This is a genomic window from Clostridia bacterium (assembly GCA_026414765.1).
Classification (GTDB): Bacteria; Bacillota; Clostridia; order Acetivibrionales; family DSM-27016; genus SKW86.
In genome coordinates this window covers 57,233-77,415 of record JAOAIJ010000019.1, presented here as the reverse complement: position 1 = coordinate 77,415, position 20,183 = coordinate 57,233, and the positions used below count along the sequence as shown (strand labels likewise).

The following is a 20,183-nucleotide window of genomic DNA, read 5'->3' as shown; positions in this document are numbered from 1 at the left end:
AATTATCACCCCCTGATTTATATCTGTATCGAACCTACGGGCAAGCGATTTCTGCTAGTAGGTAGAAAGTGCCCTGCTTATCATCATTGCACAATTTGCTCTGTTTATTTTGCCCTCTTCATTAAAAGTTTTATAAATACTGTCGTTTACACTCAATATACCTGTATCAAACATTTTTTTTACTGAGCCTGAATAGCTTTTACCCTGTTTGAGCTTTTTATATACTCCGTTTCTGTTTGTCTTAAACTTAAAATATTTTGCGACTATTGTTGATACATCAGCCAGGCTCATTGGATTGTCAGGTTTGAATTTCTTATCCTTATCCCCCGACATAATTCCATGCTTTACAGCAAGAAGTATATATTTCTTATCGGCGCTTTTCTCTATATCCTTTAATCCTTTAGTATTTGAGGCAGTTCCCCCTAGATTTAAAGCCTTAACTATTATTGCAGCAAACTCTCCCCTGGTAATATTGTCTTTAGGCCTGAACTTTTGATCTTTTCCCGCATCAATTTTTCCTGCATCATGCAAATGCCGGATATATTCCTCGGCTTCTACCCCCTTAATATCTTTAAAAGGTGCCCACTTAAGATCTCCTACCTTATGTAAAACTACTCTTATAGGTGTAATTGCCCCGGATAGATCAAAATCTATATAGGCTGTAGTTGAAGCCTTTTCATCCAATTCATAGCCTATATTAAGGGTCTTTCCGTTCTTGATATAGAAATAAGAAATGACTATGCCCTTTGCCTCTTTAGAATTACTCCATTTCAGAGTTATTCTGATTTTATTATCATCCAATTGTTTTGTTTCGTAAATAAGACCATGGGCCTGTATGGGTAGGACAAAAGACATACAAGCTACTGCTATTATCAATATATACACTGCTATCTTCTTCATTATACCCTCCTGTCCCAAATGTACCAAATGAATTATCCCTGCAGGTTCAGTCTATCTCTCCTGCCAGTACCAGTACCTTTTCCAACATACCCATGAATTCACCCTTTGTCACTGTATAACCGGAACCAAAATTATTTGAACCCCTGCTTTCTGCTATTCCGTTTTCAACGGCAAACCTGACTTTTGGTAATGCAGCAGAGCTCACATCCCTAAAACCTGTGTTTGTATTTTGGCTGCTACCCCCTGTCCCGGCTATTTCTCCGGTTTTCAACTCATACAACCTTACTGCTATCAAGACAGCCTTCTCTCTTGTGCAGCTTCCTGATCCGTCGTTTATATCTGAAGCAGCTATCAGACCGGCCTTAACACCAATCGACATATAATCACTGCCATAATCATAATCCATGACATCCAGCGCCAGCTTGACTATATCTGCAAGAGTTGCATTTTTATCCGGTTCAAAACTGTCCCCGGATATGCTTTTCAATTCATGCACAGAAGCAACATTTGCTATGGCGTCTTCATATCTGCTTCCCCTTATATCACTATAAAAGTCCTTACCTATATCTGCTATGACTACACTTCCGGCTTTAAGCGTGTCAAAGCTCACGCGTCCTGCATCATTATCTGTATCAAAGGTTTTGACGGTGTCTATCTTCTTCCAAGATGAAGCAGTATCATCGTACATGTATGCAGAAGTAATTCCTTCCTTATACCAGTCTCTCCCGCTGTATGGGAATATGACCTTTAAAGGCTTGTTAAATACATTTACCGGTGTAAAATTGCTTCCATCGTATGCTATAACATCTATTCTGACCGTATCTGTCTTAAAGGTCAGATTCTGAGCTTCAGTACTTACGCCGGTATCAGGTGTAGTTACGGAGATTTCATAGTTGAAATCCTCCGAAGACACTTTTGCAATTCTATTTATAAGCATTTCAGGCCTTATTACCAGATAGCTTCCCGATGTCCTGATTATCAGATTTTCCTTCAGTATACTCAATGCATTAAACACCTTGTTTGATATAAGGAAGTTAACTCTGGCGGCTTTCGCAGGTGCTGTCCCTGCATCTATCCTATAATCCAGCACTTTATCATTTTTTACATGCTCTATGAAGCGGTCTGCATTTATTCCTGTTATTCTTATAGTCCAGGTACCTCTTATGACAGCAGCATCTTTTACAATATAATCACCTGAAGCGATATCCTCCACATTCTGGTCGGAATCATAGTCATCATTACTTCTCTCCGTCCTCACGGTAACACTGTGTGTAGGTATCGATTTCAGGTTGTTTGACGGATTATATGCATAGAGCCTGGCAAAATACCTGAAGTTTGACCTCAATCCGCTTACTTTATACTCAGACACATTTCCTACATTATACTCCTTTACATCCTTATAGTCTGCACCACCTGCAATTTCAAGAATGTATTCGAGATTGCCTTCCTGTTTGAGCCATTCAAAAGTAATACTGTCTTTTGTAACTGCACCCTTTTCATTTTTTACCCCAAACCCGTTAGGCGTACTTGGAGGTATATCCGGAAGTGTTTTTAGCGGCAGTGAATCACTCCACTCTGATTTACTTGATAAACTGCCGTTGGTTGCTTCGGCCTGAATCCAGAAATAGTACAGGGTATCCTGCGTCAGGTCTTCAATCCGCAGGAAACTTAAGCCCGAATTCATTATTTCCCTGGTTGAGGTCGTTATTGTATTGCTTGCAGAATTAATGTTGTCCACAGTACCGTATTTTATATAGTATTTATAGTTTGTCTTAAAATCCCACCCTAAGTCAATATAGATATCGCTTACCTGATAGTAGTTGAATGTCGGAACCACAGGCTTTTCGACCTGATTGCTGTCGTCCGGAACAGTTGTGATAATAATAGGATCTGAGGGTCCTGATGTAAGATCGGCACTTTGCCTGGAAGCCCTAACCCATATAATGTATGTGGTATTTGGATCAAGTCCTGCCACCGGTATATTGACGTTGTGCTTCTGGTTATCCAGGTTTTGTGTCCTATCCTCTGTGCTGTCATTGGCAGTAACGGGAAAACCTATAACCTTGTTTGTCGGAATCTGGGCAAGCTCACTCATTGACATGCCGTCTTCATACCTTACACAGCCTACGTCTATAGTTACTCCTCTATCTCCGGAATCATACTTTACAACCCTGTAATTTTTCCTGAACATATCAGGTACACTCTTACCTTCATCAAGGAGTTTCAGATTATCTTTAATCTGTACTGCCGTAAAACTATTGTCTGTCGGAGGGCTGTTGGGGTCGATTGCTACCCATTTGCCATTCATAAAACGCTCATACCATTCGTTTTTCAGCTGGATAGTAGCCCTATCCTTTTTAATCGAACCTTCAACCACCTTCAGTGGAGGCCTCCCAGGAACCAGCGGCTGGTCTATCCTTCCTTCAGCAGGTGTTACAATAACCTTTAAAGAAGGCATTGATATCCGGTCTTCTGTCTTTAGCTGCCCATCTTCATATACTATAAAGGTTTTCCTTGCAACAATCTTAACATAGTAAGTGGAGTTCGGCGTAAGATTTGGTATCCTGTACTTGTACCCTATATGGTTTGGTCCATCCATGACATAATTCTGGCTGCCCAGACTTAAAGTAATTTTTGAATCCTGAGGTGGAGCATCAATGAGGTTAGGATCGTTTAGAAGCCATAGATCATAAGCCACATCAAAATCCACATTCCCATCCGCTTTTTTGGGAACCCTCCAAAGTATGGTAGCACTATTGGGCTGCAGCTCGCCAAGAAATTGTACCCCGTCCTGAACCTGCGTGTCATATGAAATAATCAGCTTGCCGTCAGACCCTTTAAAATCATTTACCAGCTCCGGCATAGGCGGTTGTGAAGGTACCTCCTGGTCCTTTACAGTAATCTTATCCGATACGATCTTTATATTGCTCGGATAAAGTGGCAGGCCATTTTTCGTCACATTAGCCCTTATAATATAATAATTGCTTTCTCCACCCTTAGGTATAGTGATGAAAGTGCTTGTTCCGCTTTCTATCAGCATTGGTATAGGGACATCATTAACATATTTATCTATTTGATAGGTAATATCTACTCCATTATTGTTCAGGCCTGTTACTACGGGACTCCAGTCCAATCTCCATATTGTCCCGCCATCGGTCTCAGACATCTTTGTCGTTTTAACAAGTATATAACTACACACAGGTAGTGTTTCAGTCGAAGGATTCATAACAAGCCCTTCTTCGGTTATGTCCGGGACAATTTTTACATAGTACACCCTGGCAGGATCACTTACTCTATGGATATACTCAAGCTTGCCCGTTGCCTGGTTGACAGTTACCGGCCCGCTTGAACCGATCTGAGATTGGCCAATATATATCGGCATCGTATTTGCAAAGCTGCTGTTATCGGAAACATATAGTTTATAGTCTATACGCCTTCCCGAGTTCCATACATCATCCCATTCGATTTTTATCTGATTTGTTCCGTATGAAGCCACACTCATATCTATATCTGTGAGGACCTTTACAGTATTTGAAGGCGCGGATTCACCGCTTGTAAAGGATGTATTCCCGTCCGAATACGTATAATAGGCTCTGGTATTGACATAATAGAACGTACCCGAGGACAACCCCTTCATTTTAAGCTCGGTTGTATTTCCGGATACATCTCTTTCTTTTGTGATTGTACCTTTTGGCGGTCTGTATGGTTTTGTGACTTCAGTAAGGTAGAAGTTTATATACTTGGAAACACCGGGCAAGCCGGGCGGAGATGCTAGAGGATCCCACTTCAGATTAATAAAGCTTCTTGCTGCTGTCGCATCGGCTTTGTCTGTACCGGTAGAAACAACGGTCAGGTTGTTAACCGGAGGCTGCGGCTCATTTACTGCAGCAAATACAGACACAGGTGCGTTCACCTGCAGCAGCATCATCAATATCAAAAATATGGAAGCTATTCTTCTAAACACCTTCATAATACAATCCCACCAGACAATTATTTATTATTAACTGCAAACTTGCTAAATCTCTCCGGCCAACTCCAGAACTTTTACAAAAGCTGTTATTACTTCGGCTCTTGTCATTGATTCTTCAGGTCTGAAATTCCCATTATCATCAAGCTTCATTATATCCAGATCAACTGCTGTAACTGCATGTCCGTAATACTTTGTATTGATATCCCATTCATCTTCAATGCCAATATTTCTGGCAGGCTTTAAGCTGTCATAACCTACTCCTATCTTGGCACAGTATGCCTTCATAAGTATTGCACAAGCCTCCTGTCTGGAAATATCCTTATTAAGGCTGTTGAGGTTTAAAATTTCATCAAGATCCATTTCTCTTGCTTTTTGTTTTGGATCCATACCCGTGTTGCTTTCTGCCTTATTCATCACCTTTTCATATAACAAGATCATTTCCTTTGAAGAAACGCTGGTTTCAGGGTTAAAGGAGTCTTTTATTCCGGCAAAAACATCACTTAAATCAAACTTTGATACAAATTTATTTATGCTGCCTTTGGCCCAATGGCCGTCTGCTATACCGTCTACCGATGTAGACAAGGCAAATATGGCATACTTCCCGGTTTTTACAGTACTAAACGTTATTGAGTTTGGCGTCGCATATACCAAATCCTTTGTAACCTTCTGCCAGCTGCTTGAACCATCATATAGCACATATGGCAGCTTCAACCCCTTTTGATCGGTATAGGCGAGCTTTGCCAGCATGGGAGTATTAAAATTCTTTATATCCTCCTTGGCAACCACCATCCCTCCAGATCCGTTGACACCTTCTATTGTACTGTTGATAAAATCCGACAACTCGCTTTCCGTTTCCCTGACAAGCTGTTCAATATAGCGGTTTAGCTTCTCAGGTGTACCTGTATTGTTATTATAAGGGTTTGACATTAAATCGGTTTTTTGCTTAACCAATCCGGTTTTATCATTATAAACCTTGTCCTTGAATTCCTCTTTCAACTTAACATCTGTCTTCGAGCTTCCTAAAACCTGGACCTCAAAATCCTGGACCTTGGATACACGCTTTGAATCTTTGGGAATAGCAGAGTCCGGATATTCGCTGCGGCTTACCGTTACCTTCAGAAACAAGTCATTAACACCCTGTTTTTTCTTCATTTCAGGTATTTCAACTGTATTATCCATATCCAGTGTTCTTGGTCTGAGTGTATATTCTGCACCGAAAGTTTTTATTACAAGACTTTTGTTTTCTATGTTCAAAGTTTTAGCCACATTCACAGGCATGTATATTACATCCATATTTATATTTGGGCCTAGATTTGAGATATCCAGCATATATGGACGCCCCGAATTGTTTTGCATGGCATTGACCATTCTATCCCCTTTTAGAAGAATCTTATTGGCGGCAGTATTGCTCATACCCACCCTCCAAAACAGCTTCTCCTCCAGTTTGGCTATCTTGTCCAGGAATGTAGCCTTTTTCACATTATCTTCATCTATATCGTCATAATCCTTCTGGTTGAATTCAGTCCTTGTATCTACAGGACCTATATACTTAGAATAGGAGATAAGAGCAGTGTTAGCCGGGTCATATTTTACAGCCCTTACTTTAATATAATATTTCATATTGGATTTCAGCGGCTGGCGGATCACTGTTCCGTCTGCCAAAGTAACGGCAGCGGTTTTTATCCTAGCATAAAAGTTATTGTAATTCGTCCCAAGGGTTTGCGCATTCTTCTCAAAGCTATAAGGAAGAATACTCCCGTTAATATTTAAGTACTGCTCAAGATCAGAGTCTGCTAAAACTGTATACTCTGCAGCATCAGCCGTTTTAATCGCTACTTCGTATTTTGTGTATGGATCTACAGGAAGCCCCTTCCATTTTAGCTCTATCTGGTGATAACCATCCCTTGTACTTAATCCGGTCTTATTAAATACAGGTATATTACTGTTGCCTTCATACACCTTAATGCTATATGAAGTGTTGGCTGTCAGATTGAAAAGCCTTCCATAGCATGTAGTTCCATCCTTTGTTACTGTAAACTGGTTTCTTGTCAGCAGCTTATAATCATTATCCTTAGGACCTTTTAAATATATCTTATAGTCCTCTGCCTTTGCAGCAGCACTGCCGTTCCAGTAGAAGCCAAGCTCCGCGTCATTTACCGGTGCCAGCATTGTAGGAGTCTCAATCAATGAGGTAGTAACAGGTATGGATACCCATACACTTTCCTTCTTACCGGCACCGCTCCCGGTCTCGGCCCTCAGACTGAAATAGTACAGCTTATTAGGGAATAGCCATGTGTCAATATTGAGTTTAAAGGTTTGTGTACTGCTGCTATACTCAAAATTGTTGGCAGGCGGATTTGCAGCGGGGTCCAGGGTAAAGTTGCTGTTATCATTGTCAGTATTGTTATCCGCTGCACCAAAAGCGGCTATAAAGCTCTTATATATAGGGTCGTTGGTATATGAAGCAGGGTCAGCGTCCGCTGCTACCTTTTCCGAGGTACATATCAATGAATACCTGACTCCTGTTTCCTTCCTGGACCAGTTAAATGTTACATTCTGCCCGCCAAGTATAAGATTGCCGTTTGAATCCTTGGCTATTACAAAATCAGTCGGCGCCAGAGGCCTTTTGGCTGAGGTGTCAGGATCCCCAACATCACCCCTGTCGGTAGTTACCGGAAGTATAACTGTGGAAACCGACGGGTTTATAGGGTATAACGGGTGCTGAACAACAAGCCTTGTCTTTACTATAAAATAATAAGTAGTATTCGGCATGAGACTATCTCCAAATATTTCATTCGGAGTGACATCCTGGGTTGCTGCATTGTTGTCATGGTCATATGCGCCCACCCCTGGTCTGAATTTATTTATTGTTGCCTTAATAAAATTGCTTTGAATATCGTCCACTCTGTCAAAAGCTATATCGGACTTATTATTATCAAGTTCTGTATTCATCAGCTCGGTAGTACCTATCCTGATAAACGAGCTTGTATCTGTCCTTGTGCTCATATAAAGGTCATAGTATATCTTGTCATTCGCAGTATGATTTGCAGTATAGTTGCTCCAGTCAATCTTCACCTTGTCAAACTGCAGTACGGCAGTATCCTTTGTCGGCGCACTTGATATTTTGAAGTTTGACGGCAACGGTACGTCCTTCTCAGTGCCAGTGAGGGTAGTGAAACTCACGGTGAGGGACTTATATGACATTTTTGTATCGTCATTGGTAGTCTTTTTATCTGCTGCTTTTGTTGTATACACCTGCAAGTAGTATGTTTTGTTAGGCAGCAGGAAATCGGGATATTCCCTGTTATCTGGGTCCCTGTCCCGCGCCAGCTCCTCGGCGGTAAACTGCAGTGCAGAACCACTGGTACCCGACCAGTATTGCCCCTCAAACAGATTAAAACCCTGCATGGTATACTCAAGGCGGTTTCCCCTGTCAATTATTTGAGATGAACGGGCACTTACGTAATTAACCAACCTGTATTTGACTTCAAACCTGCCATAATTCTGTCCCCCCGATTCAAGTGGGTAAAGCGTGTTTGTCGCCAGATCGGACTGATTTGTATTCAACATGAAGTGGAATACTATATCCTGGTTCCTGTCTGTATTGCTGATGATACTGTCCCAGTTCGACGGCTTGTCCCATGTGATGGTAACATTTGTAGATTTCGTATTGCCCTGCGTAACCAGCTGCCTGCTAGCTATAGCTACATTTTTCGGTACAGGCGGCTTCGAAATATCATCTTTAAGAGTATATTCCATCTTCATGGACTCCAGCCTGTCACTGGAGCTGTTGGATTTGACTACAACCCTATAGTATACGGTATTATTTGGACTTATGCCTGTAATAACTGTATAGGCATAAGCACCTGTAAAATATGTACCATCCAGCTTTTTACCTTTATCCTTGAAAGACCCCTGGTTCCAGGTGTTGTCCTGATCTGAAGGCACACTGTTCAGCTGCACTTCGTAATAAAGCTGTGGGATGCTTTGATTACCCTTGTTTATCCTGTATATTTTGACATTGATGTTATCCATTGAGTCTTTTGTCAGCTCAAAGCGTATGGGAGTATGTATATATGATAAAGTTCCGAGCATGGGGCTTCCTGACGGTCCTGTCGATAAACTGTCTATATAGCCTGTGACATGATTTGCAGGATCAAATGTATTATCTGTGGGGTACGGGTTTATTTTCATGTAGTATACCGTGCCCGGGAGTATTTCCCTGTCAGGCAATACAAAGGCGTTCTCCCCCTTGCTTGAAATCTCTACCGGAAGGACAGCTTTACCGTCATAGCTGTTGTTTATTACTTCTGTTATAGTCGGTAAATGGGCAGTATCCTCTTTAACTCCCAAAAGGTAAAAGTAATATTTTTCAGCTGTACCGTCATACTTGACATTTGATACTCTTGTATTGTCACCTGAAACATTGGCCCGGTATACCTGTGGATCCCCGATATCATTAATTATATCTATGTCAGTACGGTTAATGCTGTCTGAAATGTTTATTTTATAGTTGAATCTGGCCAGCCTCGAGTCCAGCCTGTTATAGGCACTTGTGCTGTTAAGTGTAACAAAACCGGTACCGCTGTATATTTTGGGCACCTTCCAGCTTAGCTTCAACGCAGGCATTACGCCGCTCTCAGTCCCGCCACTTGTACCTGTAACTGACTGCTGTTTCACTATTTCACCATAGAATGAAATCTGAGGCAGGAAAAAAATAGTTCCGCTTCCTATTTCCTTCGCCTCTGCATCAAACATTTTTATGTTTATATCATATATATAGTCACTTCTCAAGTTTTCTACAGAAGCAGAATTCAAAAAATCAGCTCCTACAGCATTTACCGTTTTACTCTCAAGATTGCCGGGAGCATCAGGTGAATGGTATGTAATCAGAACTGAATTAACACCGCCAAGCGACCAGTTCAGTGTAAGTTTTCCATTACTGTAGCTCTCAACATTCAAAGGTGTCGAGTCTGCATGGACAACCTGTAAAAATCCCGGGAACATCCCGGTGAGTATGCCTGCTATAAGAATTAAAGCAAGAGCTCTTTTAAAACTCCTCATTACAATACCTCCACATTATGTAACCTATATAATAATTTTAGCATGAATTCCTTTTTTTGTACGTAGGTCCCGGCGATTATTTTCCCATGTAATTTGTTCCAGTAACCCGCTGCTTGAAAACTCTACCGTTCTTGGTTATAAATACTCTTATCAATAAATATCGACAGAATCCCCTGGAAAATTTAGATATATGCTATAATGTAATCATATTGTAACTTATAACCAAGCAGCTCTGCGGCACGGACTAATTCCTACCGGGATTTGCCTGGCCGGTTTATCTATGCGGAGGTTTTCATGGCACAAAAGATTCTGATAGTAGATGATGAGATATCAATATGCGACTTGCTGAAAATAACACTGAAATCGGAAGGATATGAGGTAGAGACTTCACATGACGGGCTGGATGCCCTGAAAAGGATACAAGCATTCAAGCCCGACCTGATGATTCTTGACCTGATGCTCCCAGGAATGAATGGTTTTGACATATGTAAAAAAGTAACTCTGGAAGAACCCATACCCATAATCATGCTGACAGCAAAAACAGATATTGTCGATAAAATACTGGGCCTGGAACTGGGTGCCGACGACTACATAACAAAGCCGTTCCACGCACGGGAACTGGCAGCGAGGGTAAAGGCCCTCCTGAGAAGGACAGGTGCGGGAACACGTGAGAATACTGCAGGTGTTCTCCGCAATGGCAGCCTTGAAGTGCACCAGAAAAACAGGAAAGCTACTATTTGCGACAAGGAAATTGAACTGTCCGCTAAAGAATTTGACCTTTTAGTCTTTCTTTTAAGCAATGTCGAGCAGGTATTTTCCCGTGAAGCGCTGCTTGACAGGGTGTGGGGATATGACTTTGCCGGTGATACGAGAACCGTGGATGTGCATGTACAGAGATTAAGAAAAAAGTTGAAGGACCTGCAGGACAGGGACGAGTATATACAGACCGTATTCGGTGTAGGATACCGAATGGTAAGGAAACGGCTATGAATAATAATATTGTCAGAAATCCATCAGCAAAACCCGCTCTGGTAAAATTCAGTCTGAGGAACAAAATAATAATAACTAATCTGGTTATCCTGGTGTCCACATTTCTTGTTATATCGATAGCAGTTGTAGAAGGCTCAAGCAGGATAAACAGGAATATGATACTCAAAAACCTGATGCACCAGGCTGATCTTTCCGTTATATCCATAAAACAAACCCTTCTATCAGCTAAGACTTCTTCGCTTACCGGAAGCGAGTTCAATGCAAGAAGCAGGGATTTTGCTCATAAGTTATCGGCAGAGTCAGGATTAAGGGTTCTGATCTTTTCCACAACAAAAGCCATGATTGCCGACTCCGGAAACACATGGCCTGAAAACACGGTATACACCGAGCTTGACGAAGTTTTAAAAGGAAACAGGACTTGGGTGACAAGAAAGTATGCGGGTGTGCAGAACATGCATTTTTCTTTTCCTGTAATATTGTCGGGAAACAAAATCATAGGAGAAATAATGTTCATACACCCTATGGATGAAGCAAACAGGCTGGCAGGCAATATACAACTCCTTCTTGTACTTGCCTTTGCAGCAGGTATTATTATTGTAGTATCAGCCAGTATCATATTTTCTTTAAAAATAACCACTCCGATACTTCAACTGAAAAAGTCCGCAGTAGATATATCCAATGGAGATTTTAAAGGAAAAATAAATGTGAAATCCTCCGATGAGATAGGTGAGCTGGGTAATGCTTTTAATACCATGGCATCGGAAGTAGAAAAAAGAATCGAAATAATTGATTTTGAGAGAGTCAAGCTTAACTCCATACTTGATAGTATGGGTGAAGGCGTACTGGCTTTTGACAGCCGGGAAAACATAATCTTAATAAACAGTAAGGCAAAATCCATGATGGATTCCACAATAACCCAAGGAATTCATGCCATATGCCAGAATACCCTCCGCACAAATTCACGCACTATTACAGAAATAGATTCGGACAACAGAAACCTCCTGGTTTGTGCCACTCCTCTGAAAACCTCTGAAAAAGCAGATGGTGCCGTAATGGTGCTGAATGACATAACTGAGCTTCGTTTACTGCAGGAAAAGCAAAGGCAATTTATCACAAATGTATCACATGAGCTGAAAACTCCCCTTACTACGATTTTGGGCTATATTGACCTGCTGAAGTCCGAGGGGAATGATAAAACCGTATTCGATACATCCATACAGTATCTTGAAGGGGCAAGTGACAGGCTTTTAAGACTGATAAGTGATCTCATCGATCTATCCTCCTTAAATAAGTCCGAGTTTGAAATTGAGTTGAAAAGCACTGATATATCTGCCCTAATCAGAGATATAACGGGTCAGATGTCTCTTAAAGCACAAAAATTCAATATAACTCTGGAGGTTGATATCCCGCAAAACATCAGAATTCTTGCCGACCACTTCAGAGTAAAGCAGGCACTGGTCAATGTTCTTGACAATGCTATCAAATATTCTCCTCAGAGTATAATAAACGTCACTCTCACCTCTAATGCCAAGGGTGTAGTAATAGCTATCAAGGATAGCGGCTGCGGTATACCCCCTGACATGCTGGAAAATGTATTTCAACCATTCTACCGTGTAGATAAGGCACGCTCAAGAAATATGGGTGGAAACGGCCTCGGCCTTTCCATTACAAAGGAAATTATAGAAAAGCATGGAGGAGCGATAGAAATCAACAGCGTTGAGGGAAAAGGCACTGAGGTATTAATCTTACTGCCGAAATAACGGCCAACTAGCACAATGAGCTAATTTACAATTTTGTTACATCTGCTTTATAACTTGTTTATAGCCTTGATTTATTATTACAATATTAACAGAAAGCAAGGAAACTAAAAATGGAGAACCAGTATGAAAAAAGTTTTTTTAGTATTATGTCTGATATCGCTGTTTACCGGATGCAAATCGGAAGAAAAGGTAAACGTAATAAAAGGGGCAGGTATGGCTAACAGCAGCCTTATGGTCAGTTTCAACGAATTGTGCAAGGGAAGTGTTGAAGGGTTTCTGGGGAAAGATGAAAATCTGCTGATATACAGGAAAAGCGGAAGTACTTATAGCTACCACATAATAGATACAAAATCCGGAACCGATACTTTGATGTTTACATCAGACAGTGCCTATAAAGAATATACGGAGATTTCTCCTGACGGAAATAAGGTAATTATAAACGATCTTCTATTTGACAGAATAAGGAGGGAACAAACCCATCTTCCCGATGGAATGGATAAAGTTCCTGGTAACACAGACCCGCAGCCATTACCTTCTTATATGTTCACTAAGGACAGCGAGCTGCTTATGATCAATCCCATGATATATATTAAGAAATATAAAAAAATGATTACAAGCATCTCCAAGGATATTGAATTGCCGGATCTCACAGCTATAGGCAGCTTAAAAGTTCTCCCCCGGCAGCTAAAGTGTGTATTCACAGGCAAAAGCAGTGCTTCATCCGGTATGTCCCTTTATACATTTGATCTGTATTCCAAAGAGTTCCTTCTAGTTGACGATAATATACTGGATTTTTCCATCTCTCCGACAGAAGATTCCATAGCCTATATAAGAAAAAACTCAGATGAGGAATCAGGCCACGAGCTTCATATTACCGGCTTAGACGACAATAAAAAAAGGAAAATTGCCACCCAGGGAAAAATATCAGGTATGGAATGGTCGCCAAATGGCAACTGGATAGCATACTCCGGTGGGAAAGGTCAAGAGTCTGATGTCTGGATCGTAAAAAGAGACGGTGTTTTAAATGAACAGCTGACCCAGAGTATGTTCTCCACAGGCAAGCTTGATTGGTCATCCTCTGGCAAGCTTTTGGCTTTTACTTCAGATGCTTACGCAAAATCCGAGAATCAGAGTGTTTCGGACTCAACAGTATATACAGTAACACTTAATATTGACGATCCGGAAAACATACCGAAGACAGCAGGACAAGGGCCGGAAAGAGTACTCCTGGAAAAAGAATTGATAAAAATACTAAGAGAAGAGACAGCTGCAATATTGGGAAAACAATAAACTTTGAGTGGAGTTGTTAATATGTTGAAAACAGGGAATAAAAAGATCATAAAGAAGCTTATCTTGCTGGTAATCACTATTATTGCAGCTTTTTTCCTGACAATATATGCTAACATTTTGTATTACAGTCATTTCTCTACACCTGAGAAATCTGACGTAATTATTGTTTTGGGCTGCCATATATACAAAAAATCTCCCAGCCTTTCACTTGAATACCGGCTCAAAAAGGCTCTGGATCTATATAAATCAGGGTATGCATCCAGTATAATAGTCAGCGGCGGACAGGGAGACAACGAAATAGTCAGTGAGGCAAGTGTGATGAAAAGCTGGCTTGTAAACAACGGAGTAAGCAGTAATGCAATAATAGAAGAGAATAAATCCTCAAGTACATATGAAAATATAAGGTTTTCAAAGGAATATATGGACAAAAGCAGTTTTAAATCAGCAATTATTGTTTCAAATGATTTTCATATATTCAGGTCCTTAAGGATTGCAAAGAAGTTTGGTATACACGCCTCAGGCGCTCCTGCACAGACAGTATGGTATTTAAAACTGTATTATCAGGCAAGAGAGATATTATCAGTAATAAAAGGATTAATCCTTAATAGGTTGTAATTTTTTATATTGTGTTTGATAAAACTTATAAACTTACGGTATGGATATAGACAACTCTGCTTAAGTAGGAGTGAATATTATATTTATAAATCATATTGCGGTTGTATTACTTGTTATTCTATCACTGGTATGTGATATTAAGACCTGCAAAATTAAAAATGGGATTGTGTTTCCCTTTATCCTGCTGGGTGTTGCGGTTAATTCCATGACCGGTGGATTTTCCGGCGCGTTGCGCGCTTTTGCCGGAATTATGCTCCCCATAACTTTGTTAATAGTATTTTTTTTGCTAAGAATGCTGGGAGCAGGAGATATAAAGCTTTTTTCTGCCCTTGGAGCCATACTGGGGCTAAAGCCTGTCCTGTATATAATGGTTTATTCTTTTCTATGCGGGGGCATAATAGCTTTAATACTGATCCTCATAAGGAAAAACGGAATACAGCGACTAATTCATCTTTTAAAATACATAAAGGTAAGTATCCTGACTTTTTCACTTCTTCCATATAATGAATTCGGCAACAAAAGTGACGGCTCATTGTTCCGCTTCAGTTATGCTGTCGCGTGTGGAACACTTGTATTTTATATTATGGCTTTTTATGGACAAGTATCTGATTTCTTCCGTTTTTAAAGCTCTTCTTAACGTCAAATCCACGCATAACCAATGTATCATATATATTATCAGTCTGATGAAAGTAGTTGTTCCCTATATCAAGTACAAGTGTCTCGCCCGGCCTGAGCTCCTTGGATATATCCTCAAGGGTTGTTTCTACATTTGTAACACTTTCTGCATTTATGATCTTTCCATGATTATCCACTACCGTTACCTCCATAAACAAACTTACTCCTCCTTTATTTTCTCAAAAAAATTTCATATAATACATGTAAAGTACACTTTCGTGTGCATGAAAACGGGTGGAATAGTAAAATAGGTAGAATAGTAATAAGCGGAGTGAATAATGAATAAATCAAACGTAGTATTAGTAGGCATGCCCGGTGCTGGCAAAAGCACTATAGGAGTTCTCCTTGCAAAAACCCTCAAAATGACTTTCATTGATACTGATCTGTTAATTCAACAAAAGGAAGACAGGTTTCTACAGGATATCATTGACACAAATGGTATAAAAGAATTCCTTAAGCTGGAGGAAAATGTAGTACTGGATACAAAGCTTCAAAATCATGTAATTGCTACAGGAGGAAGTGTTATTTACAGCAGTATTGCCATACGGCACCTGAAGGAGGATGGTGTCCTTGTTTACCTCAAATTGGATTATGATGAAATACAAAAAAGAATAACGAATATTACCAGCAGGGGAATTGCAATGCAAAAAGATCAGAGCCTACAGGATATATATATCGAAAGAACGCCTTTGTATGAGGAACATGCAGATATTACTATAAACTGCTCCGGTAAGCATATGGAGGAAATTGTTGCAGATATAAGCAGGATACTGCAAAAAGAACCGATCTTCAATAAAATCAACCAGCCGGGCAAACCAACTAAATAATATTTATAAATAATTTTTTTATTCTGTTGAATAAAAACTGTATAGAGGGTCAATAATATAAATGACCTCACAAAATACATTTTGACCCCCTTTACATGGTTAGTCGAAAGACTAACCCTTTTTTTGCCCGAAACCGGCAGCCTTAGTAGGATGTGTTTTTTGTCAGAACACTGAACTTGAAGCCCTGTTCCGTTAGTCCTTCAATTATCTCGGGAAGAGCTTCTACTGTTGTTTCCTTCCCCTTACTGTCATGCATGAGAATTATTGCATTCCTCTTGTACTGTGCACCCGAAAGAATATTTTTTACTATAAGGTCCTTATCGACAGTTTTACCGGAAATGTCCGCATCTGCCGAGGTTACGTTCCAATCAAAGTATTTGATCCCTCTTTCCTCAAGCACCGCTATTATCTGCTTCATAATATCGGGGTTTCCATACTTTTTACCCGAAGCATTCTTTGACCCTCCCGGAAATCTGAAAATGTCTGTTTCATAACCAGCAACGTCTTTGAGCAGGGTTTTCAGCCTGTCAAAGTCTGCAAAAAAGCTTTCCAAAGATGAATATGAAACTTCATAATCATGTGAATAAGTATGGTTGCCTATAACATGCCCTTCGTCAAGGATTTTCTTATATATATCTCCCATGGTGTCTCTTCCGTTAACAAAGAAAGTTGCTTTTATCCCATACTTTTTCAATATCTCAAGAATTTTCTCAGTATGTACTGAAGGCCCATCGTCAAAAGTAAGGTATGCTACCTTCTTTCTTGGTTTTACAGAAGCAAAGCTGCTTGATTCTTCAATTTTCTTCTGCTCCTCAAGTGCCATAAGCTTTTCTTCCAGGCTACGGATTTTTATGCTCAGTTCACCTTTCTCCTTATTCCCCGATTCTATCTTTACCAGCAGGTCTTCCCTCTCCTTTTCGAGTGAAAGCAGCTTTTTACTAAGGCTCCTGTTAAGGTCATTAAGACTGTAGACATCTGTCTGGAGTGAAACAGCCTTTGTGTTATTAATATAGGAAAATGCGCTTAGTGTAATAATTGCAACGGACACCGCTATGGCTGACATAAGAAAAATAATCTTATTGACTTTCATATACTATCAGGGCTATAAGCCCCTTCACCCCCACTTATTTTCAAAAAGCTTTTTATCAGTATAAACTCTGTTGTTTCCAGTATATAATATCAAGTAAAAAATGAACAGTATAAACATAAGCGCCAAAACTACTGCTCCACTAAATTCCATATTCATTTAAAAAACTATAGTTGAAAACTGCCCTGTCTTGTGGTAAAATCACAGGAAACGAGTCACTTTAATAGCTAAAAGTAATGAATGGGAGTAGTAAAAGATGCGAGGAACTTATAGAGAGCCGGAGCAGGTGAAAACCGGTATTTCCTAGGCTTTGAACTCACCCGGGAACTGCTGCCCGAATAATATTAAGGTATGCCGGACTTCCCCGTTAAAGGAACATAGAGCAGCCAAATCATAAAAACAACTGCTTTTTAAAGAGGATTTCTTTTCGGAAATCAATTAGAGTGGTACCGCGGAATAGTTCCCGTCTCTTGCAGAGACGGGTTTTTTAGTGTAATAAATAGATTAAGGAGTGGATATATAAGATGCCATACTCAACAGATATTGATAAGAAGTGGCAAAAGAAATGGACAGATACAGGAATATACAAATTTAAGCCGGAAAATGCAGACAAAAAGCTTTACTGCCTGGAAATGTTCTCATATCCTTCAGGAGCCAATCTGCATGTAGGGCACTGGTACAACTATGGTCCGAGCGACTCCTGGGCTCGCATGAAAAGAATGCAGGGTTATGAGGTATTTCAGCCAATGGGTTTTGATGCATTTGGTCTGCCTGCTGAAAACTATGCGATTAAAACAGGGATACACCCACAGGACTCAACGCTTAAAAATATAAAAACTATGGAAGGCCAGCTTCAGGAAATGGGTGCTACCTTCGATTGGGACTATGAAATCAAAACCTGTATGCCTGATTACTACAAGTGGACACAATGGTTGTTTCTCAAGCTATATGAAAAAGGGCTTGCATACAGAAAAAATGCACCTGTAAACTGGTGCCCGAAATGCCAGACTGTCCTTGCAAATGAACAAGTTATAGACGGGAGCTGTGAAAGATGCAGCACAGAAGTAACAAAGAGAGATTTGACCCAGTGGTTCTTCAAGATTACAGAATATGCAGAAGAGCTTATAGAAAAGCTGGAAGGTCTTGATTGGCCTGAAAAGACTAAAAAGATCCAGATAAACTGGATCGGCAAATCAGAAGGTGCAGAAATTGAGTTCAAGGTAGCCGACAGGGATATTTCATTTAAAGTCTTTACTACAAGGGCTGATACCCTCTATGGGGTGACCTATGTCGTACTCGCTCCTGAAAATCCTATAGTAGATATGATTACTACACCTGATTTCAAGGACAAGGTAGAAGAATACAAGGAAAGCTCAAAAAAAGCAACAGAAATAGAAAGAATGTCCACGGTAAGGGAAAAGACCGGCGTATTTACGGGTTCCTATGCAATACACCCCATTACAGGAGAAAAGGTTCCTGTCTGGGTAGCTGATTATGTTCTTGCAGGCTACGGTACCGGATGCGTAATGGCAGTTCCTGCACATGATGAAAGGGACTACGAGTTTGCCCAGAAATATGAACTTCCCATAAAGCGTGTAATAAAGGGAAGTGAAGGTAAAGATGATGCACTTCCTTTTGTGGAATACGGAGTTTTGGTAAATAGTGAAGAGTTTGATGGAGTAGCTTCTTCCGAAGCAAGAACCAAAATAGTTGAAAAGCTTGAAAAGTCCGGCAGCGGTTCATTGAGAATCAACTACAGGTTAAGGGACTGGCTTGTTTCAAGGCAGAGATACTGGGGTGCGCCTATCCCAGTAATACACTGTGAGGACTGTGGAGCTGTACCTGTACCTGAAAAGGATTTGCCGGTGACACTTCCATACAATGTGGAGTTCACTCCCGACGGAGAGTCCCCACTAAAAAAGAGCAGGGAATTTATGGATGTCAGTTGTCCGGCATGCGGTAAACCTGCACAGAGGGACCCTGATACCCTGGATACTTTTGTATGTTCTTCCTGGTACTATCTCAGGTATCCGGACAATAAAAATGATGATAAGGCATTTGATACTGAATGGATAAATAAAATGCTTCCCGTAGACAAGTATATAGGCGGCCCTGAGCATGCAGCAATGCACCTTCTATACGCAAGGTTCATTACAAAAGCCTTGAGAGATTTGGGTTACCTGAAGTTTGACGAGCCGTTTACTTCTCTTGTCCACCAAGGTATCATACTGGGACCGGATGGTAACAGGATGAGTAAATCAAAGGGAAATATTATTTCTCCCGATGAGTATGTAAGAAAATACGGTTCCGACGTATTCAGACTCTACCTGATGTTCGGCTTTTCCTATACTGAAGGAGGCCCATGGAACGATGATGGAATAAAGGCTATTTCCAGATTCATAGGTAGAATTGAAAGGCTTGTAGAAGATTTTAGTGTTATCAGGCATAGTAATAATGGAAAAACTGAGGCCGGTAAGGATGAAAAGGAGCTGAACTATGCAAAACACTTTGCAATAAAAGGAGTATCTGAGGATGCAGAGAAATTCCAGTTCAATACTTCCATCTCAAGATTAATGGAGCTTGTAAATGCACTATACAAGTATAATGCCGATGTTGATCCTATGAATCTGAACACGCTTGAAGGGACACTGGCTGACCTTATAAGGCTTATAGCCCCTTTTGCTCCACACTTTGCAGAGGAGATGTGGGAACAGATGGGGTATGAATACTCTGTATTCAATGAAAAATGGCCTGCCTGGGATAAGAGCGCTTTAGTTAAGGACACTATAGAAATTGCAGTGCAGATAAACGGTGTTGTAAGAAGCAGGATTGAAGTGCCTTCCGCTGCCGATGATGAAGAGATAAAGGCTATTGCCTTTGCAGACAGTATGGTAAAGACATATACAGACGGTAAGGAAATAAAGAAGGTTATCGTTGTAAAGGGCAGACTGGTAAATATAGTTGCGAAATAAATATTTTAAGGGTGGACGCAAGTCCACCCTTAT

Annotated in this window: 12 protein-coding genes and 1 other annotated feature; of the genes, 7 read left to right on the top strand and 5 right to left on the bottom strand. The window is 40.5% G+C overall.

Features of this window, described 5'->3' with window-relative positions:
* Positions 1–54: 54 nt before the first annotated feature.
* From N3I35_06965 to N3I35_06955, 3 genes are read right to left on the bottom strand one after another with little or no spacing between them, the layout of a single operon-like run.
* Positions 55–900 carry an S-layer homology domain-containing protein gene (locus N3I35_06965; GenBank protein MCX8129824.1) on the bottom strand — a complete coding sequence of 282 codons (846 nt, stop codon included), beginning with the start codon at positions 898–900 and terminating at the stop codon, positions 55–57.
* Between the two features lie 46 nt (positions 901–946).
* Complete coding sequence (locus tag N3I35_06960; GenBank protein ID MCX8129823.1) at positions 947–4,870, bottom strand: fibronectin type III domain-containing protein; 3,924 nt, start codon at positions 4,868–4,870, stop codon at positions 947–949.
* Positions 4,871–4,915: 45 nt separating this feature from the next.
* A complete protein-coding gene (locus N3I35_06955) occupies positions 4,916–9,934 on the bottom strand; it encodes an S-layer homology domain-containing protein (GenBank protein MCX8129822.1) in 5,019 nt (1,672 codons plus the stop codon).
* Positions 9,935–10,228: 294 nt separating this feature from the next.
* Here N3I35_06955 and N3I35_06950 point away from each other — a divergent pair, with 294 nt between their 5' ends.
* The 5 genes from N3I35_06950 to N3I35_06930 all read left to right on the top strand — a co-directional run bounded on the left by N3I35_06950 (position 10,229) and on the right by N3I35_06930 (position 15,214).
* Complete coding sequence (locus tag N3I35_06950; GenBank protein ID MCX8129821.1) at positions 10,229–10,924, top strand: response regulator transcription factor; 696 nt, start codon at positions 10,229–10,231, stop codon at positions 10,922–10,924.
* Positions 10,921–12,684, top strand: a complete 1,764-nt coding sequence (locus N3I35_06945; GenBank protein MCX8129820.1) for a cell wall metabolism sensor histidine kinase WalK — start codon at positions 10,921–10,923, stop codon at positions 12,682–12,684. The genes N3I35_06950 and N3I35_06945 overlap by 4 nt, the downstream gene beginning before the upstream one ends.
* A gap of 123 nt (positions 12,685–12,807) precedes the next feature.
* On the top strand, positions 12,808–13,974 hold the full coding sequence (locus N3I35_06940; GenBank protein MCX8129819.1) for a hypothetical protein: 1,167 nt from the start codon (positions 12,808–12,810) through the stop codon (positions 13,972–13,974).
* A gap of 21 nt (positions 13,975–13,995) precedes the next feature.
* Positions 13,996–14,589 (top strand): YdcF family protein, encoded by a 594-nt coding sequence (locus tag N3I35_06935; GenBank protein ID MCX8129818.1) that lies wholly within the window; start codon positions 13,996–13,998, stop codon positions 14,587–14,589.
* 70 nt (positions 14,590–14,659) lie between these two features.
* Positions 14,660–15,214 carry a prepilin peptidase gene (locus N3I35_06930; GenBank protein ID MCX8129817.1) on the top strand — a complete coding sequence of 185 codons (555 nt, stop codon included), beginning with the start codon at positions 14,660–14,662 and terminating at the stop codon, positions 15,212–15,214.
* Here the strand turns inward: N3I35_06930 and N3I35_06925 are convergent.
* On the bottom strand, positions 15,171–15,416 hold the full coding sequence (locus tag N3I35_06925) for a hypothetical protein (protein ID MCX8129816.1): 246 nt from the start codon (positions 15,414–15,416) through the stop codon (positions 15,171–15,173). The genes N3I35_06930 and N3I35_06925 overlap by 44 nt on opposite strands.
* Positions 15,417–15,542: 126 nt before the next feature.
* On the opposite strand from N3I35_06925, the gene N3I35_06920 reads away from it, so the two are divergent.
* Positions 15,543–16,091 carry a shikimate kinase gene (locus tag N3I35_06920; GenBank protein MCX8129815.1) on the top strand — a complete coding sequence of 183 codons (549 nt, stop codon included), beginning with the start codon at positions 15,543–15,545 and terminating at the stop codon, positions 16,089–16,091.
* 142 nt (positions 16,092–16,233) lie between these two features.
* Here N3I35_06920 and N3I35_06915 read toward each other — a convergent pair whose 3' ends face one another.
* Positions 16,234–17,181: a polysaccharide deacetylase gene (locus N3I35_06915; protein MCX8129814.1), complete on the bottom strand. Its 948-nt coding sequence runs from the start codon at positions 17,179–17,181 to the stop codon at positions 16,234–16,236.
* Between the two features lie 224 nt (positions 17,182–17,405).
* Positions 17,406–17,652, top strand: a binding site (T-box leader).
* A gap of 50 nt (positions 17,653–17,702) precedes the next feature.
* Here N3I35_06915 and leuS point away from each other — a divergent pair.
* On the top strand, positions 17,703–20,150 hold the full coding sequence (gene leuS / locus N3I35_06910; protein ID MCX8129813.1) for a leucine--tRNA ligase: 2,448 nt from the start codon (positions 17,703–17,705) through the stop codon (positions 20,148–20,150).
* The last annotated feature ends 33 nt before the right edge of the window (positions 20,151–20,183 follow it).